General features: G+C 64.0%; 18 protein-coding genes. 8 read left to right on the top strand and 10 right to left on the bottom strand.

Features of this window, described 5'->3' with window-relative positions:
• Positions 1-37 precede the first annotated feature (37 nt).
• Positions 38-2,857, top strand: coding sequence for a dermonecrotic toxin domain-containing protein (locus tag RIN61_RS13565; protein ID WP_313852351.1), 2,820 nt, complete (start codon positions 38-40; stop codon positions 2,855-2,857).
• On the opposite strand, the gene RIN61_RS13560 is transcribed toward RIN61_RS13565, so the two are convergent.
• The 8 genes from RIN61_RS13560 to glnE form a co-directional block, all read right to left on the bottom strand.
• A complete protein-coding gene (locus RIN61_RS13560; RefSeq protein ID WP_112251457.1) occupies positions 2,818-4,260 on the bottom strand; it encodes a lipopolysaccharide kinase InaA family protein in 1,443 nt (480 codons plus the stop codon). The genes RIN61_RS13565 and RIN61_RS13560 overlap by 40 nt on opposite strands.
• Positions 4,260-5,012 (bottom strand): lipopolysaccharide kinase InaA family protein, encoded by a 753-nt coding sequence (locus tag RIN61_RS13555; protein ID WP_207878579.1) that lies wholly within the window; start codon positions 5,010-5,012, stop codon positions 4,260-4,262. Before RIN61_RS13555 ends, RIN61_RS13560 begins: the two co-directional genes overlap by 1 nt.
• Positions 5,009-5,743 carry a lipopolysaccharide kinase InaA family protein gene (locus tag RIN61_RS13550; protein WP_112251455.1) on the bottom strand — a complete coding sequence of 245 codons (735 nt, stop codon included), beginning with the start codon at positions 5,741-5,743 and terminating at the stop codon, positions 5,009-5,011. Before RIN61_RS13550 ends, RIN61_RS13555 begins: the two co-directional genes overlap by 4 nt.
• Positions 5,743-6,549, bottom strand: a complete 807-nt coding sequence (gene rfaP / locus RIN61_RS13545) for a lipopolysaccharide core heptose(I) kinase RfaP (protein WP_313852346.1) — start codon at positions 6,547-6,549, stop codon at positions 5,743-5,745. The genes RIN61_RS13550 and rfaP overlap by 1 nt, the downstream gene beginning before the upstream one ends.
• The gene (locus RIN61_RS13540) at positions 6,546-7,670 is read right to left on the bottom strand and encodes a glycosyltransferase family 4 protein (protein ID WP_207878581.1); all 1,125 of its coding nucleotides are present in this window, start codon (positions 7,668-7,670) and stop codon (positions 6,546-6,548) included. Before RIN61_RS13540 ends, rfaP begins: the two co-directional genes overlap by 4 nt.
• Complete coding sequence (waaC, locus tag RIN61_RS13535; protein ID WP_015268679.1) at positions 7,670-8,728, bottom strand: lipopolysaccharide heptosyltransferase I; 1,059 nt, start codon at positions 8,726-8,728, stop codon at positions 7,670-7,672. Before waaC ends, RIN61_RS13540 begins: the two co-directional genes overlap by 1 nt.
• Positions 8,729-9,778: a lipopolysaccharide heptosyltransferase II gene (waaF, locus tag RIN61_RS13530; RefSeq protein ID WP_112251452.1), complete on the bottom strand. Its 1,050-nt coding sequence runs from the start codon at positions 9,776-9,778 to the stop codon at positions 8,729-8,731.
• 222 nt (positions 9,779-10,000) lie between these two features.
• Positions 10,001-12,934 carry a bifunctional [glutamate--ammonia ligase]-adenylyl-L-tyrosine phosphorylase/[glutamate--ammonia-ligase] adenylyltransferase gene (glnE, locus tag RIN61_RS13525; protein ID WP_207878583.1) on the bottom strand — a complete coding sequence of 978 codons (2,934 nt, stop codon included), beginning with the start codon at positions 12,932-12,934 and terminating at the stop codon, positions 10,001-10,003.
• Between the two features lie 383 nt (positions 12,935-13,317).
• Here glnE and aceE point away from each other — a divergent pair, with 383 nt between their 5' ends.
• The 5 genes from aceE to RIN61_RS13500 all read left to right on the top strand — a co-directional run bounded on the left by aceE (position 13,318) and on the right by RIN61_RS13500 (position 22,147).
• Positions 13,318-15,963, top strand: a complete 2,646-nt coding sequence (gene aceE / locus RIN61_RS13520; RefSeq protein ID WP_112251448.1) for a pyruvate dehydrogenase (acetyl-transferring), homodimeric type — start codon at positions 13,318-13,320, stop codon at positions 15,961-15,963.
• 13 nt (positions 15,964-15,976) lie between these two features.
• Positions 15,977-17,620, top strand: coding sequence for a dihydrolipoyllysine-residue acetyltransferase (gene aceF / locus RIN61_RS13515; protein ID WP_207878585.1), 1,644 nt, complete (start codon positions 15,977-15,979; stop codon positions 17,618-17,620).
• 375 nt (positions 17,621-17,995) lie between these two features.
• A complete protein-coding gene (locus RIN61_RS13510; protein WP_112251444.1) occupies positions 17,996-20,686 on the top strand; it encodes a putative bifunctional diguanylate cyclase/phosphodiesterase in 2,691 nt (896 codons plus the stop codon).
• A gap of 165 nt (positions 20,687-20,851) precedes the next feature.
• Positions 20,852-21,520, top strand: a complete 669-nt coding sequence (gene msrA, locus RIN61_RS13505) for a peptide-methionine (S)-S-oxide reductase MsrA (protein ID WP_056805689.1) — start codon at positions 20,852-20,854, stop codon at positions 21,518-21,520.
• A 3-nt stretch (positions 21,521-21,523) separates the two neighbouring features.
• Positions 21,524-22,147 (top strand): glutathione S-transferase, encoded by a 624-nt coding sequence (locus RIN61_RS13500; RefSeq protein WP_207878587.1) that lies wholly within the window; start codon positions 21,524-21,526, stop codon positions 22,145-22,147.
• A 96-nt stretch (positions 22,148-22,243) separates the two neighbouring features.
• On the opposite strand, the gene rloA2 is transcribed toward RIN61_RS13500, so the two are convergent.
• Positions 22,244-22,744: a retropepsin-like aspartic peptidase RloA2 gene (rloA2, locus tag RIN61_RS13495; protein ID WP_015268670.1), complete on the bottom strand. Its 501-nt coding sequence runs from the start codon at positions 22,742-22,744 to the stop codon at positions 22,244-22,246.
• Between the two features lie 182 nt (positions 22,745-22,926).
• Between rloA2 and RIN61_RS13490 the strand changes: the two genes are divergently transcribed.
• Together RIN61_RS13490 and RIN61_RS13485 are read left to right on the top strand one after the other, a co-directional pair.
• On the top strand, positions 22,927-23,814 hold the full coding sequence (locus RIN61_RS13490) for a 1-acylglycerol-3-phosphate O-acyltransferase, YihG family (RefSeq protein ID WP_207878589.1): 888 nt from the start codon (positions 22,927-22,929) through the stop codon (positions 23,812-23,814).
• Between the two features lie 245 nt (positions 23,815-24,059).
• Positions 24,060-25,409: an APC family permease gene (locus RIN61_RS13485; protein ID WP_313852327.1), complete on the top strand. Its 1,350-nt coding sequence runs from the start codon at positions 24,060-24,062 to the stop codon at positions 25,407-25,409.
• Between the two features lie 247 nt (positions 25,410-25,656).
• Here RIN61_RS13485 and RIN61_RS13480 read toward each other — a convergent pair whose 3' ends face one another.
• Entirely contained in the window at positions 25,657-26,244 is a 588-nt protein-coding gene (locus RIN61_RS13480) for a DUF2780 domain-containing protein (RefSeq protein WP_112251436.1), read from the bottom strand.
• Positions 26,245-26,279: the final 35 nt, after the last annotated feature.

Here is a 26,279-nt window from a genome sequence, read left to right as displayed (position 1 = left end):
GACATGGTGTGGCTCCCTTAACCCACGGAACTACACCATGACCCCGCTACAACGCCTCGAAGCCCTGGACACCCAGATCACTGCCCTGCAACGAGGGCAGCCCGCCCCGGTCGACGGCCTGGCGCACTTGCAGCTGCGCCAGCGCTTTTTCGGTGACCTGGCACTGTTCTGGAAGGAAGCCCCTGCCGGGGGCCAAAGCCGCTTCCAGCGCTTGCTGCAACTGCGTCACGAGCAGCTGCTTGCGGAGCTTGAGCTGCGTCTGGCCGACCAGACCCTCGGCTACGATGCTATCGTGTTGCTACGCACCTGCCTGGCTTCGCCACGGGCCTGGCAGCGCCGACATCTGCCCACCATGCAGCGCGCACAGCTGTACCGCCCGGTTTTCAGCAGCCTGAGCCCCAACCGCCGGCTGCATCTGCGGGGCGCACTGGTGCTGGTGGCCGGTAGCCCGGAGGGCAGCGCTGCATTACCCGGCACAGCCAGCGGCCTGGCCTTGCTGTGCAGCCTTTCACATGGCATCGAGGCATTCGCCAACCTCGCCGAACTGCACACCGAGCTGTGCGAACGTCTCGACGACCCGCTGCAAAGCCAACCCATGCTGCAGTTGCTGCCTCGCATTGAAGACCAGCAACTGATTCAGCAAGCAGACCAGCTGCGTTACGAGTGGTTTGCCGAGGACATGGTCGAGCAGCAGGTTCAAGACCTGATCGATGTGCAGCGCGAACGCCTGGCAATTACCTGGCAAACCGCCTGGCAGCATGAGCATGCGCCCGACCTGGCAGACTTCAGCGCCATGCTGGCCAACCAGCAAGGCTTGCTGAGCCTCATGGGTTGCAAGCATGCCCTGGCCACGCGTTATGCACTGCTGCTGGAAAAACATTTGCCCAGCTGGCTGCGCAATGCTTCCGCACAAGGTTTGGCGCACATCATGCAAACCATGCAGGAGCTCGCCGGAGCCATCACCCAGGCCGCCGCGCCCGGGCTGCTGACCCTGGAGCAGTTCAGCCAGCATAATCACTTGCTGGCATGGGTCCGTGACCGCCTGGGCGAACAGCTGCGCCGGGAACACGGCATCCACACGCCTGCCGAGCAGATCCTCGTCAAGGTCACCATGGCCCGGCGCAAAGGCCCGCTGCTGAATCCGCTGGCACCCTCCAGCTACATCGCAGCAGCAAGCCGCCCACAGGTGGGCGATACCATCGAAATGGTACCGCTCAGCTACCGCCTGGACGAGTTGGCTCTGCTCAACATCGCCTGGTTCGATGTCGAATACTGGCTGACCGCCCGGGTCCAGCGCGCTGACGGAAGCGCCTTGCCCAGGCTCACGCCTGCGCATGTCAAACGACTGGTGCGCAACCTGGATGCTGGCAGTGGCTACCTTCGCTACCTGCGCCACCACCTGCTCGACTCCGCCGCCGGTCGCTGGCGCATGCAGGCCCATGGCGCCATAAACCGTGCGCGCATGCACGCCGAAGCGGCCAAGGCCCGCTACGCCGGGCACTTCCTGAACGACCCGCTGGAGCAGGGCTATCGCTGGGTCAGGGCAATCATTCACTACCCAGACAGCGGCTGGCGGCCGACCATCGAGGAACACCGCATCGTGGTCCGCCAGTTGCTCATCGACGGCCATACCCTGCACGGTGTACTGCTGCTCAATGCCGAGGTCGCCAGTGTCCAGTCGTTGGTGGTCTACACCCCGGATGCGCCCGACCGCCGTGCCTGGCGCGAATTCCGCAACACCCGCGACCTGTTACGGACCTTGCGCAATACCCCGGCGCTGCGCGAATACGTGATTCAACGGGCGCCCCAAGCCAACCGCAAACGGCTGGACAAACTGCTGCGCATGGGGCGCCTGGGGCCCTACGTGCAACGACCGATCATTACCGGCAACCTGTACCAAGCCTGCTACCGGGCAGAGGTGCAAATGCTGATGGCCGAGGCCGACAGCAACAGCCGCAGCAACAACGAAGTGCTGGGCGAGTTCAGCCTGGCCACCCTGCGCCTTATCCTCGACCTGATCAGCTTGGTGCTGCCTGCACCCGCCATGTCGGCACTGGCCTTCGGGCGCATGGCCATTTCCATCTGGGATGGCGTGGAAGCGATGCATCGGGACGACTACGAAGCCACCCTGCACCACGCCATTGCCGCGCTCAGCCACACCGCCGACGGGCTAAACAGTTTTGCCGGCTCAACCTTGATGCGCCGGGCCCTGCGCGGTTTGCCACCACAGCCACCGAGGCCGCTACCGAAAAGCCACGAAGCCGCGGTCGACATCAGCAAGCTGCGCTACCGGATCGACGGTATTCACGGGGAGAAGGTCTACGAACAGATCAGTGCTACAGCAGGGCCGGACCGCTATTTCGTCAAGGACAGCCATGGGCGCATGTACAGCGTAAACTTCGACGGCCAGCGCTGGCGGGCACTGGACCCCAGGCAGCCGGACGCCTACGTGCAACTGCCGCTAAAGCGCCTTCGCGATGGTACCTGGGTGGTCGACTCGCCCGTGCTCTGGCACGACGGTTTGCCCGACCTCAGCCACCTGTTCGAAACCTGCCGCCTGCAACCCGAACGCGAAGGCCTGGCGCTAGCGACCGAGGACGACCTGTACGAGGCCGATGGGCAACTTTACCTGCTGCTGGCGGGCAAGCAGCTACCGGTGCGCCGGCACCTGCTCCCAGGCCATTACCATCTAGGCATCCCGCAACACGCGCTCGGCGCGGTGCACGCCTGGGCGGTGCTGCGCCGCCAGGACGGCCAGTGGCGCATTCGCGTGCGCCAGCCAGGCCGCAGCAGCGACTGGCTGACACTGCCGGCGGATTACTCGGCCAGCCTGGGCAGCAGCCGGTCCAGCCGCTGATGCAGGGCACTGCCACTCGGCCAGTTGCGCAGCAACCGCGCCCGGTCACGGGCGTAGGCCGGGGCGAAGCTGAGCTGGGTGGCGTGCTGGCACATGGCATCGAGGTCGATCAGCGACCACTGGCCGTTGTCCCAGAACAGGTTATGGCCCTTGAAATCGCCATGGCTGATACGCTCGCGAATCAGCTGCTGCATCACATGTACCAGGGCATCGACCTGCTCTTCGGGTGCATCGCCGTTTTCCACATAGGGTGCGAAGCACTCGGCCAGGTCCGGGCCATCGACATACTCGGTGACCAGGTAGGCACGGCTGCGCAGGCCCATGACCCGCTGCTCCAGCACCGCCAACGGGCGCGGCGTGGCGATGTCGAGGAACTCCAGGCGATGCCCTTCGATCCACGAATGCCAGGCCCGGCTCGGCCGCCAGAATCGCTTGAACCAGTGTGCGGTGTTCTTGATGTTGTAGCGCTTGAGCACCAGTGTGCGGCCGCCAACCTCGATGCGCGCCACACTGGCAGCGCCACCGGTCTTGTACAGGTGGCCCTGGTCGATCAACGCGTCGGCCTGCTCCAACACCGGCAGCATGGCTTCAACCTCGTTGCGGCGGACCGCCCGCAAGCCCGAAAGGCTGCGCTCGACACTGAACAGGCTGCATTCACGGCCAGCCTTTTCCAGGTAATCCTTCTGGCGCCAGCTGCGCACCTTGTCCACCTGCTTCTGCAAGGCTTCCAGCGGCAACGCATGCTCGGCGTTGGCCAGCAGATAGTGCACCAGCAGCTCTTCGATGAACGGTTCCAGGCGCTTGGGTAGCTGGGCGAAGAATACCCCAAGGTTTTCCAGCACACGCGGGCGCGACAGCTGCTGGCCAGGTGTTTCCGCCTTGATGCCGGCGCCGTCGATCAGGTAAAGCTTGCCCCCATGGCGCAGCAGGTTGTCCAGGTGCAGGTCTTCCTGCCACAGGCCTTGGGCGTGCATGTGCGCCACTGCGGTGAGCGCCTCGCCCAGCACCAGATGCTGCTCATCGGCCAGCACCGGCAAGCTCTCCACTGCCGCCCAGGCATCGGCCAGGCTTTCGGCCCCGTCGAGGAACTCGAACAGCAGCCAGCCACCCTCGCCTTCCTTGAGGCCATCGGCCAGCAGCTTCGGCGTGGTCAGGCCCTGCTCGGCCAGCAGCTTCACGCCTTGCAGTTCGCGCTGGAAATGCCGTGCAGCGTTACCACCGACCAGCAGTTTGGCCAACACCGGTGTACCGCGCCACACGCCGGCGCCCACATAGCGCTGGCCCGGCAGCACGCGCAGCAGGCTGAGCAATTGCAGGTCGGCCGTGCCGGCGGCATCGGCCAGGGTGATACTCAGGGGCAACGAAGGGCTGCGCCCGGCCTCTTTCAATTCAGACAAACGCATCAGCGGGCCTCTTTTTCACGACGGCGTTGCGTCAGGCGTTGCAGCCAGGTATCGACCAGCGTGCCGTCGGCAGGCTGCGCCAGGTAGCTGGCCAGCAAGCTACGTACATCGCGCCCGCTCCAGACAGGGGCGCGACGCAGCAGCGGCTCAAGGTCCTTGAGACGGTCACGCATGCCGAACAGCAGGGGGCGGGTCTTCTCCAGGTCGATCAGTTGCGCGTCCCAGCCTTCGCGGCGCTGGCGCAGGAAGATGTGCTTGGGGTAGAAGCAGCCATGCACCTGGCCGGCGCTGTGCAGGGTACGCGCCAGCTGGCCGCAAGCCTGCAGCACGCCGTTGCGTTCAGCATCGCTCAGTTGTGGCCACCGGGCCAGCAGGCTGTCGAGGTCGGCCCATTCGTCCAGGGCGCGAGTCATCAGGATCGCCCGGTGCGTGCCGCCTTGCTTGCGCTCGCCATAGAACACCGCCTGCAAGGCCGGAATCTGCAGCTTCTGGTAACGGCTGATGTTGCGGAATTCGCGGGCGAAGGTCGGTTCGCCAAATGGCCGGTGCAGGGTACGGGTCAGGTAGTCGCTCTGGCGCTTGAGGTAGTAGCCCTTGCCTTCGAGCTCCAGGCGGAACACGCTGCTCCAGCCACCGCGGCCGGTGTTTGGTTCGTCCACGGCATCCAGTTGCAGCGCCCACAGCGCCTCGAAGTCGTCCAGGCCATGGCGTTTGAGCAGCGCGATGTCCGCGCTGGCCAGATAATCGGTCATTCCCTTCCCTCGAAAAAGCTCACCACCTGGCGAATGCGTTTCTTGTCACGCACATTCAGCCGGTCGCGGCCACGGTATTGCAGGTAGAAACGCAGGCGCTGGGTTGCCGACAGGTGGTATTTGGCCACTTTGTCCAGGCACGCCAGGTCCTTGATCATCCGGTGCCGCCACATGAAGCCGCGCCAGAAATCACCGGTGGGGCAGTCGATGAAGAATAGCGTGCCATGGTCGTCGACCAGCAGGTTGCGCCACTTCAGGTCGTTATGGGCGAAGTGGTGCTGGTGCATGACCCGAGTATGGCGCGCCAGCTGGCTGCTGACATGCCCGACCCAGGCGCGATCGGCCAAGCGTGCATCGTTGCGCTCGGCCAGCGCCGACAGGTCTTCGGTGCGTGGCAGTTCGCGGGTGATCATCGCCCCCCGACCAAAAGCCAGGCCATTGCGCTCCAGGCCCCAGGCCACCACTTCGGCAGTGGGGATGCCCCATTTGTCGAACTGTTTGAGGTTCTGCCATTCGGCCTTGATCCGCGGCCGGCCCAGGTAACGGCGCATGTGCTTGCCGGCCCCGGTGTAACGCTTGACGTAGTAGTTGACCCCGCCACGTTCGACGCGCACCACCTCGCTGATCGGGTCGCGGGTCAGGCGCTCGCCTTGCAGGGCAAATACCGCTTCCAGGCTGCCGAAGTCCGCCGCCAGGTGTTCATAGCCCGGCGCCAGTGTCCACCCCGCCATCAGAGTGCATCCCCATAGCGTTGCTTGCGATCGTAGAGTTTCTGCGCCTTGCGCTCCAGCCAGGCGAGCAGTGCGGCTTCGCCCTTCAGGATCTGCCGCAGCGGGCGCTGGAAGTAACTGCGCAGGAAGCGCAGCTTGTCGCGCTGGGTCAGGCCGATGTCCAGCGCCGAGAAGTACAGCGCGGCCAGGTCCTTGTCGCGCCAGCGGCGGCTGATTCTCGCCCGGGTCTGCGCGCGGTGCAGGTCGATCACCGACAGTTTGAAGTCGTCCGCCGTCACCGGGCGGTCGGTGTGCAGCAGGAAGTGGCAGATGTAGCAGTCGCGGTGGTTGACCCCGGCGCGGTGCATGCCGCCGGTCATCTTCGCCACTTCGGCGATCAGCGCACGCTTGAGGCGCGGCTCGGGCGGCTGCCTGACCCAGTCGATGCTGAAGTCTTCCAGGCTGATGGTCGGCGCCAGTTCTTCGGTGATGATGAACGAGTGCTGCGCGGCCGGGTTGCTGCCACGCTCGCCATAGGCGACGGCAGTCATGGTCGGCACGCCAACCTGGTGCAGGCGCTGGATGGCCTGCCATTCCTGGCCGGCGCCGAGCACCGGCAGCTTGGCGGTGAGCAGGTTCTTGAAGATCTCGCCCCAGCCGATGCCGCGGTGGATCTTGACGAAGAAGCCCTCGCCAGCGACTTCGGTGCGTAGCGTGCGGCGCCCTTCCAGTTCGCGATAGACCTCGCCTTGCAGCGCCTCAACGGCATCGAAGGCATCACGCCCGGCCCACAGGCGCTTGAACGGTTCGGCCAGTATCAGCTTCATGCGGACTCCTGCCCCAGGATCACATCAGCGGCATGCTGCGGCATGCTGTACAGGTCGGCGGTTTCAGCAAACGCCAGGCCGTTGCGCGACCAGCTGGCGCGGGCCTGTTGGTCCTCGAGCATGCGCTGCAGGTAGCCATTGAGCTGTTCCTGCTCGAACGGCTCGTCCAGCACCAGCCCGCTGTCGGCTTCGGCAATGTAGTGGGCGTAGCCGCACACTTTGGAGACCAGCACCGGCAGGCCGGCCACCAGCGCCTCGAGCAGCACCGTGCCGGTGTTCTCGTTGTACGCCGGGTGGATCAGCAGGTCGGCGCCCAGCAGGAAGCGCGGGATGTCGCTGCGGCCCTTGAGGAACTGCACCTGATCGCCCAGGCCCAAGGTAGCGCTTTGCAGCTGGAACACCTTGGGGTCATCCTGGCCGATCACCATCAGCCTGGTGCGCTTGCGCAGGGCCGAAGGCAGTGCGGCCAGGGCCTTGAGGCTGCGGTCGACGCCCTTGGTCTTGAAGCCCGAGCCAATCTGCACCAGCAGCAGGTCGTCGTCGCCCAGGTTGAATTCCTTGCGGAACTCCGCGCGGATCTCGCTGGCATTGGCCGGCGCGCGGCGGTCCTGGGAAATGCCCGGCGGCAGCAGGTGGAAACGCTCCACCGGGGTGCCGTAGTGCTTGATGAACAGCGGCTGCTGAACTTCGGAAATCATCAGCACTTCGGTATGGGCATCCTTGGCGAACACCGCACGTTCGTACTCGGCAAAGTGCCGGTAGCGGCCCCAGCGGCGGTACAGGCCGCCACGCAGGGTCTGCGCCTTGTCCTCGAAACAGCCATCGGCGGCGTAGTACACATCCAGCCCAGGCATCTTGTTGAAGCCGATCAGGCGGTCGACCGGGCGCTTGGCCAGGTCGGCGGCCATCCAGGCGCTGAGCTTCTCGTTGCGGCGGTGGTTGAAAATCGCCTTCACCGGCGCCACCAGCACTTCGAAGCCCGGCGGAATGTCACCCTCCCAGATCAGCGTGTACACACGGATCTGATGGCCCCGCTTCTGGCATTCCAGGGCAATGCGCATGAAGTCGCGCTGCAGCCCGCCGAAGGGGAAATATTTGTAAAGTACGAAAGCCAGTTGCATCAACGGACATCCTCAGCCAGCAGCAACGCGCTCAAGCGGCTCGCCACATGCTCGGGATTCAGGCGAGTGAAGCACAGCGGCCACTCGCGTTTCAGATCGAACCGGCGCAGGTCGTCGGCGCTCGGTTTATAGGTGCACTTTTTCTGCAGGCAGGGCGCGCAGGGCCAGTCACTGGCCTGGTGAATCTGGGTCCGTCCGTAGGCGCCGGTCAGGCCCGGGTTGGTCGGGCCGAACAGCGAAATGGTGGGCACATCAAGTGCCGCCGCCAGGTGGCCAAGGCCGGTATCGACCGCCACACAGGCTTTTGCCGCCGCCAACACGCGGGCGACGCCGGCAAGGTTCAATTTGGGGAGTACCTGGCAATTGTTCAACCCCTGGGCGATGCGCTCGGCCCGCGCCTTCTCGGCAGGGTTGCCCCACGGCAGGCGCACCTCCAGCTTGCGCCGGCCCATGCGCTCGGCCAGTTCGCGCCAGTAGGCTTCGGGCCAGTGCTTGGTCGCCCAGGTGGTGCCATGCAGGAACACCACATAGGGGGCGGCAGGCGGCAGTTGCAGGCGCTCGAGGTCGAGGCCGTAATTGCCGATGCCTTCCGGCAGGTCATAGGCCAGGGCCATGGCGAACAGCTGGCGCACCCGCTCTACCGCGTGCTGGCCGGTAGCAACCGACAGGCGCCGGTCATAGAAGCGGCTGGCCCAGCCTTCGCGGGCCGAGTAGCGGTCCAGGCCAGCCACCGGCGCCTTCACATAGCGGGTCAGCCAGGCCGACTTGACCAGGCCCTGGGCGTCGATCACCAGGTCGTACTTGCGCTCGCGTACACGTTGCTTGAACGCCTTCCACTCGCCGCTCTTGATGGTTTGCCAGAGGTTCTTGCGCCAGCGGCGGATGGCCACCGGGATCACCTGGTCGACCGCCGGGTGCCAGCTGGGGATTTCGGCGAAGCCTTCTTCCACCACCCAGTCGAAGCGGATGCCCGGGATGGCGTGGGCCGCATCGGTAAGCGCCGGCAAGGTGTGGATCACATCCCCCAGCGACGAAGTCTTGATGATCAGTACCCGCACTTAGTCGACCTCGGCCACGGTATCGATCAGGTCCGGCCCGCTCAGGCTGTGCAGGGCGGCAATGACTTTGCCAGGTTCCAGCAGGCGCAGGCAGTTGTAATGGCCGAAGCGGCAGGTGCGGTCGAAGCACGGGCTGCACTCGATACCGGTGCGCACCACTTCCACGTGCTCGGCCAGCGGCGGGGTGAAGCCCGGCGAGGTCGAGCCGTAAACGGCCACCAGCGGGCGGTTCAGCGCGGCGGCCACGTGCATCAGGCCGGAGTCGTTGGACACCACGGCATGGGCACAGGACATCAGGTCGATGGCTTCGGCCAGCGAGGTTTCCCCGGCAAGGTTGGACGATTCTTCACGCAGCCCCGGGATCAGCCGATCGCGGATCTGCTCACCGACCGGGTGATCGTTCTTCGAGCCGAACAGCCACACCTGCCAGCCCTGGCGGATCATCGCATCGGCCACGCTGGCGTAGTGCTCGGCCGGCCAGCGCTTGGCCTCGCCGAACTCCGCACCTGGGCACAGCGCCAGCACCGGGCGGTCCAGCTCCAGGCCGAACTTGGCCAGGGCGGCGTCGCGGCTTTGCGCTTCGATCTGCAGGCTGGGGCGCGGGTACGGCTGCGGCAGCTCGGCGCCGGGTGCGTAGGCCAGGGCCATGAAGCGCTCGATCATCAGCGGGTAGCGGGCCTTGTCCAGCTTGCGCACATCGTTGAGCAGGCCGAAGCGCATTTCGCCGCGCCAGCCGGTGCGCTTGGGGATACCGGCAAAGAACGGCACCAGCGCCGACTTGAGCGAGTTGGGCAGCAGGATGGCCTGGTCGTACTGGCCGGCCAGGGACTTGCCGATGCGTCGCCGCGTGGCCAGTTCCAGTGCGCCGTGGCCGAGCGGGAAGCTCAGGGCCTGACGGACCTCGGGCATGCGCTCCAGGATCGGCCGGCTCCACTCGGGGGCCAACACATCGATCACGCAGTCGGGGTGCTGCTGTTTCAGGCACTGGAACAGGGTCTGCGCCATCACCATGTCGCCGACCCAGCTGGGGCCAATGATCAGTATTCTCATGCTTAGTCCAGAAACGCTCGGGGAGGCTACAGGCTGCGGTACAGCCTGGCCTCCCCTCTTTATATTCAGGCTATGTGGCGGACAGTGTACCACTCAGGCATATCCGTCGCTGACTGCAGACCCTGTGGGAGCGGGTTTACCCGCGAACACCGGCGAAGCCGGTGCCATGCACCGCGTGGCCTTTTCGCGGGTGAACCCGCTCCCACAGGGTTGGCGAGGCCTTCAAGTCAGACCCAATTCACCCCAGATCCGCCGCACCTCACGGCGTTCATCGGCAAACTGCGCTGCATCGATCACCCCAGCCTCCTTTTGCAGAGCCTGGCGGTGCGAGGCCGAGCGGAACGCCTTGTACACTTCACGCAACAGCACCGCGTCACTGGCCGGCATCAAACCCGCCTGCTCCAGCTCTTCCAGAATGCGGATGTTATCGGTCCATCGGAGTATGGCCGGGTGGTCGTGGGACCAGGCCAAAGCGGCGTATTGCACCATAAATTCGATATCGACGATACCGCCGGCATCCTGCTTGATATCGAACGGCACACCGGCCTCGAAAGCGTTGGCTGCGGTACCGGCAGCGGTGGCCTTGGTGCCGAGGTTATCGCGCATCTTGGCGCGCATTTCGCTCACTTCGCTGCGCAGTTTTTCCAGGTCGCGGGCCTGGCCCAGAACCTTGGCGCGCACACCTTCGAATGCCGTGCCCACCTGCTTGCAGCCCACCAGCACCCGGGCCCGCACCAAGGCCTGGTGCTCCCAGGTCCAGGCCTCGTTCTGCTGGTAGCGCTCGAACGCACCCAGCGAGCTCACCAGCAGGCCCGAGGCACCCGACGGGCGCAGGCGCATGTCCACGTCATACAGCTGGCCCGAGTTGGTCTGGGTAGTCAGCAGGTGAATGATGCGTTGGCCCAGGCGGGTGAAGAACTGCGCACTGTCGATCGGCTTGGCGCCGTCGGTTTCCGCCTGCGGGTCGCCGTCATGGATGAATACCAGGTCCAGGTCCGAGCCGTGACCCAGCTCCAGGCCACCTACCTTGCCGTAGCCGATGATGATGAAGCCCGGGTCGCACAGGCTGCCGTCGCTGCGCTTGGGCTGGCCGTGGCGGGCCACGGTCTGGCGCCAGGCCAGGGCCAGTACCTGGTCGAGGATGGCCTCAGCCAGCCAGGTCAGGTAGTCGCTGACCTTCATCAGCGGCAGGTTGCCGCTGATTTCCGAGGCGGCCACGCGCAGGCTGTGGGCCAGCTTGAAGTGGCGCAGCGCCTCCATTTGCTGTTCCAGGTCGTCCTCGGGGATGCGCGTCAGGCGTTCGCGCAATTCGCTGGCCAGCTCCGGCGCCAGTGGCGGGCTGAACAGGCGGCCTTCATTGAGCAGCTCGTCGAGCAGCAGCGGGTAGCGGGCAATCTGCTCGGCAATCCATGGGCTGGCGGCGCACAGGGTCAGCAGGCGGCGCAAGGCGCCGGGGTTTTCGGTGAGCAACACCAGGTAGGCAGAACGCCGCGCCACGGCCTCGACCAGCGGCAACACGCGCTCGAGCACCAGGTCGGGGTTGTCATGCTCCACAGCCTGGGCCAGCAACCGCGGGATAAAGGCGTCCAGGCGCTCACGGCCAATCCGCTGCATCGAACGCAGCTGCGGGCTGGAGCGCAGCGCGGCCAGGCGCCGCAGGGCTTCGGCGGGCTGCTGGAAGCCGGCCTCCTGCAGCTGACGGCCAGCGGCCTCTTCATCCTGCGCCTGCTCCCACAGCGGCGACCATTCGCCACCCACCACCAGCTCGCCTTCGCCGTCTTCATCATCCGGGTCGGCGATCACCTGACGGAAATGCCAGTCAATGCGGCCACGCCAGTGCGTCAGTTGGTCATGGAAGCTTTGCCAGTCGGCATAACCGAGCATGTAGGCCACCCGCGCCTGATCGGTCTCGCTGTCCGGCAGCATCTGCGTCTGGCGGTCGGCGATGGCCTGGATGGCGTGCTCGGTATAGCGCAGGAATTCATAACCCTCGCGCAGCTCGGCGACCACGGCTGGCGGCAGGTAGCCCTGGCCCTCGAGGGTGGCCAGCACTTTCAGCAGCGGCCGCTGTTGCAGGCTGAGGTCGCGCCCGCCGTGGATCAGCTGGAAGGCCTGGGCGATGAATTCCACCTCGCGAATGCCCCCGGCACCCAGCTTGATATTGTCGGCCATGCCCTTGCGCCGCACTTCCTGCTGGATCAGCTGCTTCATGGTGCGCAGCGCTTCGATCGCGGAAAAATCCAGGTAGCGGCGGTACACGAACGGCCGCAGCATCTCCTGCAGCTGCGCGCCGGCCGCCTGGTCGCCGGCCACCACCCGCGCCTTGATCATCGCGTAGCGTTCCCAGTCGCGGCCCTGGTCCTGGTAGTACTGCTCCAGGGCATTGAAGCTGAGCACCAGCGCACCGGCCGATCCGTAGGGGCGCAGGCGCATGTCGACGCGGAACACGAAACCGTCGACGGTGACCGGGTCCAGGGCCTTGATCAGGCGCTGGCCCAGACGGGTGAAGAACTCCTGGTTGTCTAGCGAGCGCTTCACCCCTTCGGTTTCGCCACCTTCGGGGAAGGCGAAGATCAGGTCGATGTCCGACGACAGGTTCAGCTCCACCGCGCCCAGCTTGCCCATGCCCAGCACCACCATGTGCTGCGGCTGGCCGCTGCGGTTACCGACAGGCGTACCGAACTGCTGGCAGTGGCGCGGGTACAGCCACTGGTAGGCTTCGTCGATGGCGGCATCGGCCAGGTCGGACAGGTCGCGGCAGGTTTCGCCCAACTCGGCCTGGCGAGTGATATCGCGCCAGATGATGCGCAGCTGTTGACGGTTGCGCTCGCGGCGCAGGTTGCGCGCCAGCTCGTCTTCGCTCTGCGCCGCCTGGGCCGTGGCGGCGATGTGCCCGCGCAGTTCACCGGCAGCGTAGCGCCGGTCCAGCTCGCCGCTGGCCAGCAGGCCGAACAGCATGGCCGGCTCGCGCCGGGCCAGGCCGAGGACGAAGTCGCTGGCGGCGGCTACCTGGTCGAACTGTTGCCGATGCAGCGGGCTCCAGATGTGCAGGTCGAGTTCCGGGTGGGCAGCCACCGCATCGCTGAGGAATTGCTGGTTGCGAATGATCAGCGGCTGCAAGGTGGCGGGCAGATCGGACGGCAAAGGTAGGCGCATGGTCTATCCTTGATCGGCGTGAAAGAGAGGGGAACAAGCGGCCAAGGGGAAGCCGGACCACGGTTGGACTGTCGTACAAAAGTTGGAAATAGCTGAAAAAAACGGAAAATTGGTAGCAAACATCAAGAATTACCCGCTCGCGACACAACGCCAACCAACATGAACGTTTTTCCTCACAAGCCAACATGCGACGAAACGTCGCACAAATGTAGTTTTACTACTACTCGTGTCGTGTAAAAGCATGAAATGCGAAAGCAAATGTAGTAAAACTACACGGCGCCGGAGGACACCCCGGTAATCCAAGAATTCACGACGTCTGCCCATAAGGCCAGTCGCAACTTCAGGCAATCGATTCTGGTTGCCTTTCCGCCCTGGAGCAAGCCATGCAAGACCTCGATCCAATCGAAACCCAGGAATGGCTGGATGCCCTGGAGTCGGTCCTCGACAAAGAAGGCGAAGACCGCGCTCATTACCTGATGACCCGTATGGGCGAGCTGGCCACCCGTAGTGGCTCCCAGCTGCCGTATGCGATCACCACGCCATACCGCAACACCATCCCTGTCACCCACGAAGCACGCATGCCTGGCGACCTGTTCATGGAACGCCGCATTCGCTCGATGGTGCGTTGGAACGCCCTGGCCATGGTCATGCGTACCAACCTGAAAGACTCGGACCTGGGCGGACACATCTCCAGCTTCGCCTCCAGCGCCACCCTGTACGACATCGGCTTCAACTACTTCTTCCAGGCCCCGACCGAAGAACACGGCGGCGACCTGATCTTCTTCCAGGGCCATGCTTCGCCAGGCGTCTACGCCCGTGCCTTCATGGAAGGCCGCATCAGCGAAGACCAGATGAACAACTTCCGTCAGGAAGTGGACGGCAACGGCCTGTCTTCGTACCCGCACCCATGGCTGATGCCTGACTTCTGGCAGTTCCCGACCGTATCGATGGGTCTGGGCCCGATCCAGGCCATCTACCAGGCACGTTTCATGAAGTACCTTGAAGCCCGTGGCTTCATCCCGGCCGGCAAGCAGAAGGTCTGGTGCTTCATGGGCGACGGCGAGTGCGACGAGCCGGAATCCCTGGGCGCAATCGCCCTGGCCGGCCGCGAGAAGCTGGACAACCTGATCTTCGTCATCAACTGCAACCTGCAGCGCCTCGACGGCCCGGTTCGCGGCAATGGCAAGATCATCCAGGAACTCGAAGGCGTGTTCCGTGGCGGTGGCTGGAACGTCAACAAGGTCGTCTGGGGCCGTTTCTGGGACCCACTGTTCGCCAAGGACACCAACGGTGCCCTGCAGCGCCGCATGGACGAAGTCATCGACGGCGAGTACCAGAACTACAAAGCCAAAGACGGCGCGTACGTTCGTGAGAACTTCTTCAACACCCCAGAGCTCAAGGCCATGGTCGAAGACCTGTCCGACGAAGAGATCTGGAAGCTCAACCGTGGCGGCCACGATCCGTACAAGGTCTACGCGGCGTACCACCAGGCGGTCAACCACAAGGACCAGCCTACCGTCATCCTGGCCAAGACCATCAAGGGTTACGGTACCGGTGCCGGCGAAGCCAAGAACACCGCGCACAACACCAAGAAGGTCGACGTCGACAGCCTGCGTCACTTCCGTGACCGCTTCGACATCCCGGTCAAGGATGCTGACCTTGAGAACCTGCCGTTCTTCAAGCCGGAAGAAGGTTCTGCCGAAGCCAAGTACCTGGCCGAGCGCCGTGCTGCCCTGGGCGGTTTCGTACCTCAGCGCCGTGCCAAGAGCTTCAGCGTGCCGACCCCGCCACTGGAAACGCTGAAAGCGATCCTGGACGGCTCGGGTGACCGCGAAATCTCCACCACCATGGCCTTCGTGCGTATTCTGGCGCAGCTGGTCAAGGACAAGGAAATCGGCCAGCGCATCGTCCCGATCATCCCGGACGAAGCCCGTACCTTCGGTATGGAAGGCATGTTCCGCCAGCTGGGCATCTACTCGTCGGTCGGCCAGCTCTACGAGCCAGTCGATAAAGACCAGGTGATGTTCTACCGCGAAGACAAGAAGGGCCAGATCCTCGAGGAAGGCATCAACGAAGCCGGCGCCATGTCGTCGTTCATCGCTGCCGGTACCTCGTACAGCTGCCACAACCAGCCGATGCTGCCGTTCTACATCTTCTACTCGATGTTCGGCTTCCAGCGTATTGGCGACCTGGCCTGGGCTGCCGGCGACAGCCGCACCCGTGGTTTCCTGATCGGCGGTACCGCCGGCCGTACCACCCTGAACGGTGAAGGCCTGCAGCACGAAGACGGTCACAGCCACATGATGGCGGGCACCATCCCGAACTGCCGCACCTACGATCCGACCTACGGCTACGAGCTGGCGGTGATCATCCAGGACGGCATGAAGAAGATGACCGAAGAGCAACAGGACATCTTCTACTACATCACCGTGATGAACGAATCCTACCAGCAGCCAGCCATGCCGGCCGGTGTCGAGGAAGGCATCATCAAGGGCATGTACCTGCTGGAAGAAGACACCCGCGATGCCGCGCATCACGTACAGCTGATGGGCTCCGGCACCATCCTGCGCGAAGTCCGCGAAGCCGCGAAGATCCTGCGTGAAGAGTTCAACGTCGGTGCCGACGTATGGAGCGTCACCAGCTTCAACGAACTGCGTCGTGACGGCCTGGCCGTGGAACGCGCCAACCGCCTGAAGCCTGGCCAGAAGCCACAGCAGACCTACGTCGAGCAGTGCCTGAACGGTCGCAAGGGCCCGGTCATCGCCTCCACCGACTACATGAAGCTGTTCGCCGAGCAGATTCGCCAGTGGGTACCGAGCAAAGAGTTCAAGGTCCTGGGTACCGACGGTTACGGTCGCAGCGACAGCCGCAAGAAGCTGCGCCACTTCTTCGAAGTCGACCGCCACTTCGTGGTGCTGGCTGCCCTGGAAGCCCTGGCTGACCGTGGCGAGATCGAACCAAAGGTTGTTGCAGACGCTATCGTCAAGTTCGGTATCGACCCGGACAAGCGCAACCCACTGGACTGCTGAGGAGTATTTTTAAGTGAGCGAACTCATTCGCGTACCTGACATCGGCAGCGGTGAAGGTGAAATCATCGAGCTGTTCGTCAAGGTCGGTGATCGTATCGAGGCTGACCAGAGCCTGCTGACCCTGGAGTCCGACAAGGCCTCCATGGAGATCCCGGCTCCCAAGGCCGGCGTGATCAAGGAACTGAAGGTCAAGCTGGGCGACCGCCTGAAAGAAGGCGACGAGCTGCTGGTCCTGGAAGCCGAGGGCGCCGCTGCTGCGGCCCCTGAGGCCCCGGCCGCTGCTCCGGCCCAGGCTGCTGCGCCGGCTCCTGCCGCCGAAGCCGCCCCTGCCCCTGCTCCGGCCGCAGCCCCGGCTGCCGCCAGCGTGCAGGACATCCACGTGCCGGACATCGGTTCGTCGGGCAAGGCCAAGATCATCGAAGTGCTGGTCAAGGTCGGCGACACCGTCGAAGCCGACCAGTCGCTGATTACCCTGGAGTCCGATAAGGCCTCCATGGAAATCCCGTCGCCGGCTGCCGGCGTGGTCGAAGAAGTCCTGTGCAAGCTGGAAGACGAAGTCGGCACTGGCGACCTGATCTTCAAGCTGAAAGTCGCCGGCGCTGCCCCGGCTGCTGCTCCGGCACCTGCCGCTGCTGCTGCCCCGGCCAAGGCTGAGGCGGCTCCAGCCGCCGCACCTGCCGCTGCTGCCTCGGCTGCTGCCCCTGCACCGGTTGCTACCGCACCGGCTGCCGGCAGCAACGCCAAGGTTCACGCAGGCCCGGCGGTTCGTCAGCTGGCCCGTGAATTCGGCGTCGACCTGGGCGCGGTTGCCGCGACCGGTCCGCACGGCCGCATCCTGAAAGAAGACGTGCAGGTCTACGTCAAGGCGATGATGCAGAAGGCATCGGCCGCACCGGCAGCCGCTGGTGCAACCGGTGGCGCCGGCATCCCGCCGATCCCTGCCGTGGACTTCAGCAAGTTCGGTGAAGTGGAAGAAGTGGCCCTGACCCGCCTGATGCAGGTCGGTGCTGCCAACCTGCACCGCAGCTGGCTGAACGTGCCGCACGTGACCCAGTTCGACTCTGCCGACATCACCGAGCTGGAAGCCTTCCGCGTTGCGCAGAAGGCCGTGGCCGAGAAGGCTGGCGTGAAGCTGACCGTGCTGCCACTGCTGCTCAAGGCCTGCGCCTTCCTGCTCAAGGAACTGCCGGACTTCAACAGCTCGCTGGCGCCAAGCGGCAAGGCCATCATCCGCAAGAAGTACGTGCACATCGGCTTCGCCGTGGACACCCCGGACGGCCTGCTGGTCCCTGTGATCAAGAACGTCGACCAGAAGAGCCTGCTGCAACTGGCTGCCGAAGCGGCTGCGCTGGCCGAAAAAGCCCGCACCAAGAAGCTCTCGGCCGACGAGATGCAAGGCGCCTGCTTCACCATCTCCAGCCTCGGCCACATTGGCGGCACCGGCTTCACGCCGATCGTCAACGCGCCGGAAGTGGCTATCCTGGGCGTCTCCAAGGCGACCATGCAGCCGGTCTGGGATGGCAAGGCCTTCCAGCCGAAGCTGATGCTGCCGCTGTCGCTGTCCTACGATCACCGTGTGATCAACGGCGCTGCCGCCGCGCGCTTCACCAAGCGCCTGGGCGACGTGCTGGGCGATATCCGCACCATGCTGCTGTAAGGCAGCACACTGCCCCTCTCTGCGAGGGGCAGTACCCTTTTCGAGCTGCCACGCTCGTACCTCAACCCCGTCGATTGGCGGGGCTTTTTTTTGCCTTGATTTTCCCGGTGGGCTGCACCCTCTGTGGGAGCGGGTTCACCCGCGAACACCGGCGCAGCCGGTGCCATGTACTGTGTTGGATTCATCGCGGGTAAACCCGCTCCCACAGGCCGCAAAGCGGCCCCAGGATCTCCAGTCAACCTACAGATTCCGACCAAACAGCCGATAACCCATCCACAGCATCAAGCTCGGCCGCTTGCCAGCCCCCGGGACATGATGCAACCTTGCCAGACCTGCCGCCCCAAAGGCCGCGTTCCCTCTTCAAGCGAGTCTTCGATGAAAAGCCAACCCGATGCCGCCAGCCGTGTGGCGGCCGAGGTCGTCACGCAGTTACCCGTGCCCTCGCGGCTCGGCATGCTGCGTTTCGAAAGGCTCAACGAAGCCACCTGGACCATGCTCTACCTCGACCCGGCCTGCGAGCGCCAGTTCGGCCTGCACGCCGGCGACCTTTGCGCCCTGGTAGACGCACCCTACGCCAGCTTGATGGAACCCGAAGCCCGTTACCGGCTGCACGACGAGATCCAGTCGCAACTGGCCCAGCGCGGCTACTTCCGCGTGCGATACACCTTGCACACGCCAACTGCATCGCTACGCCTGCTGGAAACCGGGGAAGCCTACAAGCAGCACAACCGCCACCTGTTGCGCGGCTACCTGAGTGTGCTCGACGACCACGCCGAAGATACCGGCGAGGCCGGTGCCAGCGACCTGGAATCGCGCAACAACCGCCTGCAATTGGCGCTGCAACTGAACCAGCGCACGCAGCAGGAACAACTCGAGCACCTGGAACGGGTTCGTGGCCAGCAAGACCTGATCCTGCGCCTGGCCCGCCAGCGCTACAGCGCCGGGAATTCGCTGCGCGAAGCCGCCCAGCTGATTACCCAGAGCGCCTGCGAGATCTACAAGGTCGACAGCGCCAGCATCTGGCATCTGGAAGACCAGCGCCTGGAGCCGATCATCGCCTGGTACCGGGACGCGCAGGAGCACCGCCAGCCCGAAGCCATCGATGCCAGTCGCTTCCCCGACTACCTCGACGCGCTGCACGCCAGCCGTGCCATCGACGCCCACAATGCCGGCCATGACCCGCGTACCCGCGCCCTGGCGCAAAGCATGTGTCCGGAAAACAAGGCCATGCTCGATGCCAGCATCCGTGTCGATGGCCAGGTAGTCGGCGTGCTGTGCCTGGAGCAGACCGGCCAGACACGCGCCTGGCAATCGGACGAAATAGCCTTTGCCGGCGAACTGGCCGACCAGTTCGCCCAGGTCATCACCAACCACAACCGGCGCACCGCCGCCAGCGCCCTGCACCTGTTCCAGCGTGCGGTCGAGCAGAGCGCCAGCGCCTTCCTGCTGGTGAACCGTGACGGCGTGGTGGAGTACGTCAACCCCAGCTTTACCGCGATCACCCAGTACAGCACCGAGGAAGTGCAAGGCCGCCACCTGGGCGAGCTGCCGGCGCTGGAGAACCTGAGCGAGCTGCTGTTCGACTCGCCCTCGAGCCTGGCCATGGGCAACAGCTGGCAGGGCGAGTTCAAGAGCCGGCGCAAGAACCTCGAGCCCTATTGGGGCCAGCTGTCGATTTCCAAGGTATACGGCGACAACCGTGAGCTGACCCATTACATCGGCATCTACGAAGACGTCACCCAGACCAAGCTGGCCCAGCAACGCATCGAGCGCCTGGCCTACACCGACAACCTGACCAACCTGGGCAACCGCCCGGCGTTCATCCGCAGCCTGGACGAGCGCTTTGCCCGTGATGGCGAGCACTCGATGTGCCTGCTGCTGGTGGACATCGACAACTTCAAGCGCATCAACGACAGCCTCGGCCACCAGACCGGCGACAAGCTGCTGATCAGCCTGGCCCGGCGCTTGCGCAACAGCCTGCACACCGGCGGTATCCTGGCGCGCTTTGCCAGTAACGAGTTCGCCGTACTGCTCGACGACACCAGCCTGGAAGATGGCCAGGGCGTCGCCCAGCAATTGCTGCGCACCCTCGACAAGCCGATGTTCGTCGACAACCAGCTGATCAACGTGACCGCCTCGGTGGGCCTGGCCTGCGCTCCGCTGCACGGCGCCGACCCGGCCAGCCTGATGAAAAACGCCGGCCTGGCACTGCACAAGGCCAAGGCCAACGGCAAGCACCAGGTGCAGGTGTTTACCGAAGTGCTCAATGCCGAAGCCAGCTACAAGCTGTTCGTCGAGAACAACCTGCGGCGCGCCCTGACTCAGAACGAGCTGGAGGTGTTCTACCAGCCCAAGCTGTGCCTGCGCAGCGGCCGCCTGCTGGGGCTGGAAGCACTGCTGCGCTGGAACCACCCCGAGCGCGGCATGATCCGCCCGGACCAGTTCATCAGCGTGGCGGAAGAAACCGGCCTGATCATCCCCATCGGCAAATGGGTGGTGCGCCAGTCGTGCCGCATGAGCCAGCAACTGCGCGAGGCCGGCATGGGCAACCTGCATGTGGCCATCAACCTGTCCCCCAAGCAGTTCTCCGACCCGGACCTGGTGGCATCGATCAGCACCATCCTCGAGGAAGAAGCCCTGCCCCCGCACCTGCTGGAGCTGGAGCTGACCGAAGGCCTGCTGCTGGAAGCCAGCGAAGATACCCACCGCCAGCTGGATGAGCTGAAGGCCCTGGGCCTGACCCTGGCCATGGACGATTTCGGCACCGGTTATTCGTCGCTGAGCTACCTGAAGAAGTTTCCGATCGACATCCTCAAGATCGACCGCAGCTTCATCAACGAGATCCCGGACAACCAGGATGATATGGAAATCACCTCAGCGGTGGTGGCCATGGCGCATAACCTCAAGCTCAAGGTGGTGGCCGAGGGAATCGAGACGCCGGAACAACTGGCGTTCCTGCGTCGGCACCGCTGCGACGTGGGCCAGGGCTACCTGTTCGACCGGCCGATTCCGGGGCGCGAGCTGGCTGAACGGCTGAAGCGCTATCCGCGTGGCCCACTGGCCTGACAGCCGGGTAAACCTCGGGCACTATAGAACCTATACGGGTCCCTTCGCGGGTAAACCCGCTCCCACAGGTACACCACAATATTCGAAATCTGTGGGGTATCTGTGGGAGCGGGTTTACCCGCGAATGCCCCAACACCTATTCAACTGACATTCAGAGGAACGGCCATGGTCCTGCGTTCGGAAATCCTGGTGAACAAAAACGTCATGCCAACAGCGGAGCAGGCCCTGCCTGGCCGCGAAACGCCAATGAAGCTGCCCGAGTTCCACTACGTGTTCAAGGACACGCCGCTGCTCGGCCCCTTCTTCGAAGGCGCCATCGACTTCGCCATCTTCGGCCTGGGTTGCTTCTGGGGCGCCGAGCGCCGCTTCTGGCAGCGTGAAGGCGTGGTCAGCACCGTGGTCGGCTACGCCGGCGGCTTCACCCCCCACCCCACCTACGAAGAGGTCTGCTCGGGCCTGACCGGCCACACCGAGGTGGTGCTGGTGGTGTTTGACAAGGACAAGGTCAGCTACCGCGAGCTGCTGGCGATGTTCTGGGAGCTGCACAACCCGACCCAGGGCATGCGCCAGGGCAACGATATCGGCACCCAGTACCGCTCGGCCATCTACTGCACCAGCCCAGAACAGCTGGAACAGGCCAAGGCCAGCCGCGACGCCTTCCAGGCCGAACTGAGCAAGGCCGGCTTCGGCGAGATCACCACCGAAATCGACCAGGCACCAACCGTGTATTTCGCCGAGGCCTACCACCAGCAGTACCTGGCCAAGAACCCGGACGGCTACTGCGGCATCGGCGGCACCGGTGTGTGCCTGCCACCCAGCCTGCAGGGTAACTGACGCATGAGCACGATGACCCTGTTCCACTCGCCGTTGTCGCCTTTCGTGCGCAAGGTCATGGTGGTGTTGCACGAGACCGGCCAGCTTGAACGCGTGCAAGTGCAGCCGGTAAACATCAGCCCGGTCAGCGGCGACCCAAACCTGAACCAGGACAACCCGATCGGCAAGATCCCGGCCCTGCGCCTGGAGGACGGCACCGTGCTGCATGACAGCCGGGTGATCTGCGAGTACCTCGACCTGCAGCATGTCGGCCTGCCGCTGCTGCCGCGCGAAGGCTCGGCACGTTGGCGCCGCTTGACGCTGGTGTCACAGGCCGATGCGATCATGGATGCGGCGGTGTCGTCGCGCTATGAGAGCTTCCTGCGGCCTGAAGACAAGCGCTGGGACGGCTGGCTGCAGGCACAGGGCGACAAGATTCGCCGTAGCCTGGCCAACCTGGAGCAGGCGCATTTGCCTGAGCTGATGTCCGGGTTCGACCTGGCAGCGATTGGAGTGGCCTGTGCGCTGGGGTATCTGGATTTGCGCCAGCCCGAGTTCGGCTGGCGTGAGCAGCAGCCTGGGTTGGCGGCGTGGTATGCCGAGGTGATCAAGCGGCCTTCTATGGTTGCCACCGCGCCGGTAGCCTGAAGGGCCTCTTCGCGGGCACGCCCGCTCCCACAGGGTATGCGCCCTACCTGTAGGAGCGGGCGTGCCCGCGAAAGGGCCGCTACAGGCGCCTCGCCATCAGCAGCCCGGCTTGCCAGCGGTAAACTTCTTGGCCGGGTTGACCGCTGCCTTGAACTCGCGTAACGCCTTGGAGCCCACCAGCAGGGGGTAGTTGAAGCTGCTGCGGTCGACCAGGTTGACCTCCACGGTGCGCTTCACGTCACCCAGGCACAGCTCCAGGTCGACCACCGGGCGCTTGGAGATTTCCGGCGCATCGCCTTCCTCCTCTTCATCGGCCCGGCCCTTGATCTTGCTGATGCGCGAGACCTTGTGCTCGTACACCTTGCCGTCCGAGTCCTTGGTTGCCAGGCGGAAGCGTACCCACTCGTCACCATCGCGGGTAAATAGCTCGATATCCTTGGCCGACAGCGACGCGGTAAAGGCACCGGTATCCATCTTGGCTTTCAGGGTTTCGCCCAGTTCGGGCAGGGCTATGTTCTCGTAACGGCCGTAGATAGTGGGTTCAGCGGCCATGACCGGCAGTGCCAACAACGACAACAGGGCAAGCAGAGGTTTCACAGGCAGGCTTCCTTGAGGAGTGTCAGTGCTTAGACTGCACTGGCAGGATAGGTTCGCTGTCACAAGCCTAACCAACATAATGTGAAACATTTGTCCTCGCCGCAGGGCACTGGAAATTTGGCGTAGGCCACGGCCCTGCTTATCATTGCCAACCGTTTATCTCCTACAACAAGAGTCTCTTTATGCGTCGCCTGCTGACCGGCATCCTCACTACCATCCTGCTGCTGCTCAATACCCTGGTGTTGATCTGCCCGCTGCTGGTCTTCGCGCTGCTCAAACTGGTGCTGCCGGGGCGTGGCCGTGACTATGCCTCGTGGGCGGTGATGTGGGTGGCCGAGACCTGGTCGGAGATAGACAAGGCCATCTTTGCCCTGTGCATTCCGACCCAGTGGGACATCCGCGGCGTCGAGAACCTGCGCAAGGACACTTCGTATCTGGCCGTCAGCAACCACCAGACCTGGGTCGATATTCCGGCGCTGATCGAGAGCCTCAACCGCCGTACACCGTTCTTCAAGTTCTTCCTGAAGAAGGAGCTGATCTGGGTACCTCTGCTGGGTCTGGCCTGGTGGGGGCTGGACTACCCGTTCATGAAGCGCTACAGCAAGGCCTTCCTGGAGAAGCACCCCGAGCTGAAAGGCAAGGACCTGGAAATCACCAAGGCTGCTTGCGAACTGTTCAAGCGCCAGCCGGTGACCGTGGTCAACTACCTGGAAGGCACACGCTTCACCGAAGCCAAGCGTCAGCAGCAGCAATCGCCGTATCGCTACCTGCTCAAGCCCAAGGCGGGTGGCGTGGCGTTCGTGCTGGCGGCATTGGGCGAACAACTGGATGCCTTGCTGGACGTGACCATCGTCTACCCCGGCAACAAGGCGCCAGGGTTCTGGGATTTGCTCAATGGCAGCATCAACCGGGTGATTATCGACATTCGCGTGCGTGAACTGGACCCGATGCTGTGGGCGGGGGATTACGAGAATGATCCTGAGTTCAGGCAGACCGTGCAGGCCTGGGTGAACCAGTTGTGGGTGGACAAGGACCAGCGGATCGAGCAGTTGCGGGGGGAGATGGGCTGAGGTCTTTTTCGCCTGCCCGGGCCTCTTCGCGGGTAAACCCGCTCCCACAGGGACCACGCCACCTTCAAGGCCTGTGGTAATCCTGTGGGAGCGGGTTCACCCGCGAAGAGGCCAGACCAGGCACTACAGAAAACTGATTAGAACCCAGGCTAATAATCAGCATAAGGATTACTTTTTTGTCATCCCCCACCTAAGTGGATAAAAATCGACCAAAGCACAACTACAAAAATGCTCTGGATCGAACGATGGCCAACCCACCCAACTCTACCCCCGTCCAGCTTCGCCGTGTTCTCGGCCTGCCCGCCCTGGTGTTCTTCGGCCTGGTGTACATGGTCCCGCTGACCATCTTCACCACCTACGGCATCGTCACCGAACTTACTGGTGGCCGCACGGCTGGCGCCTACATCGTCACACTGGTGGCCATGCTGTTCACCGCCACCTCCTACAGCTTCATGGTCAAACGCTTCCCGGTCGCTGGCTCTGCGTACTCCTACACCAACATGGCCTTCGGCCCGAACGTTGGCTTCCTGGCCGGCTGGTCGCTGCTGCTCGACTACCTGTTCCTGCCGATGATCAACTACCTGCTGATCGGCCTGTTCCTCCACATCGCCTTTCCCGCCATCCCCGCGTGGTCGATTGCGCTGGCCTCTATCGCCCTGGTCACGGTGCTCAACGTGGTCGGCATTCACTCTGTGGCCAAGACCAGCAACCTGATCGTCGGCGCACAGATCGTCTTCATCGTGGTGTTCGTCGCCCTGTCCTGCCAGTCCCTGGCCGGCCAGCCGCTCGACCTGCTTTCGCCACTGCTGGGCGATGGCTCGCAGCCTGGCTTTGGTGCGCTGATGGCTGGTGCAGCGGTGCTTTGCCTGTCGTTCCTCGGCTTTGATGCTGTCTCGACCTTGGCCGAAGAATGCCGCGATGCCCGCCGCGATGTGCCACGGGCAATCATCCTAACCACCCTGTTCGCCGGTTTGCTGTTCACCGTGCTGGCCTATGTAAGCCAACTGGTACTGCCGGGCACTACCTTTGCCAATGCCGATGCGGCGGCCAACGAGGTGATGTTCAAGGCGGGCGGGCAGTTCCTGGCCAACTTCTTCACTGCTGCGTATGTCGCCGGCAGCCTGGGCTCGGCGCTGGCCTCGCAGGCGGCGGTGTCGCGCATCCTGTTCACCATGGGGCGCGATAACGTACTGCCGCGGCGAACATTCGGCTACCTGTCACCGCATTTTGGCACGCCGGTGTTCGCCATTCTGCTGGTTTCGGCGTTCTCGTTGCTGGCGTTGGTGATCGACCTGGCGACCCTTGCCTCACTGATCAGCTTCGGGGCGCTGGTAGCGTTTTCGGCGGTGAACCTGGCGGTAGTGAAAACCCACCTGATGGATGATGGCGCCCAGCGTAACCTCAAGGAGTTGCTGAGCTATGGCCTGGTGCCGCTGGTGGGGTTGGGGTTGACACTTTGGCTGTGGACCAGCCTGTCGGCGCTTACCTTGGTGATTGGCTTGTGCTGGTTCGCTCTGGGTCTTGCGTACCTGGCAGTACTGACCGCCGGCTTCCGCCGCCCGGTGCGCCTGGTGGACTTCACTGAAGCTGCCTGACTGCCGGCCCGACGCAGATCTGCTTTTGTTTTGTGGGAGCGGGCGCGCCCGCGAAGAATTCAGCGCGGTGTCTGGCACCGGCTTCGCCGGAGTTCGCGGGCATGCCCGCTCCCACAAAAACAGCGCAGGCTCTTGAACTTTGATCAAGACAGATGCCACACAGGTACAGCGCCAGTCCTTGAGGCCTGTGATAACCCCGTGGGAGCTGCTTGCCGGCGATAGGGCCAGCACTGCCCCTACAAAACCTTCAGACCGAAGGCTGGGCCAACGGCGCCGGCGTCGGCGTAGTCCACAAGCTCCCCAGGTTCTGCAACAAAGCCCCGGCAATACCCTGCTGCCCCAGGTACTGCAGCAGCAACGGCGCAAACTGCCCGATCATCCCGGTATCCATGCCCAGTGCCTTGAACGCATTGTCCAGGTCACTGCGGTTCTGCACATTGCTACCCAGCGCATTGCTCAACGCCGACGGGTTCTCACTGTTCTTGCCCAGCAAATCACCCAACCCACTCAACCCACCCAGCGCACTGGCGCCAGCCAGCAGGTCCAGCCCCGGCACCGCCTTGGTCAGCTGGCCATAGTCCTCGCTGCTGAGGTTGTTACGCGCCAACCCCAACATCGCCCCTGCCCCACCCACGGCTTGTTCGGGGGTGATCTTCAATTCGCTGCCCAAGGTGTTGAGCAGATTGGCCTGCGCCTCGGGCGCCTGCACCTGGCCTTGCTGGCTTTGATTCTGGTTCTGCATGGCCGACACGGCGTTGGCGGCGTCGCTGAGGTTGAAGGCGAACACCGGGCTTGCGGCCAGGGTCATCAGGGTTGCCAGGGTGACTGCTTTCATCGGGAGGGACCTCGTTGGCCGGGATGGCCTGGGAA

The organism is Pseudomonas inefficax, from assembly GCF_032164165.1.
In the GTDB taxonomy this organism is placed as follows: domain Bacteria; phylum Pseudomonadota; class Gammaproteobacteria; order Pseudomonadales; family Pseudomonadaceae; genus Aquipseudomonas; species Aquipseudomonas inefficax.
The sequence above is the reverse complement of the archived record's forward strand: the minus strand, read 5'-3'. Positions and strand labels throughout refer to the sequence as shown.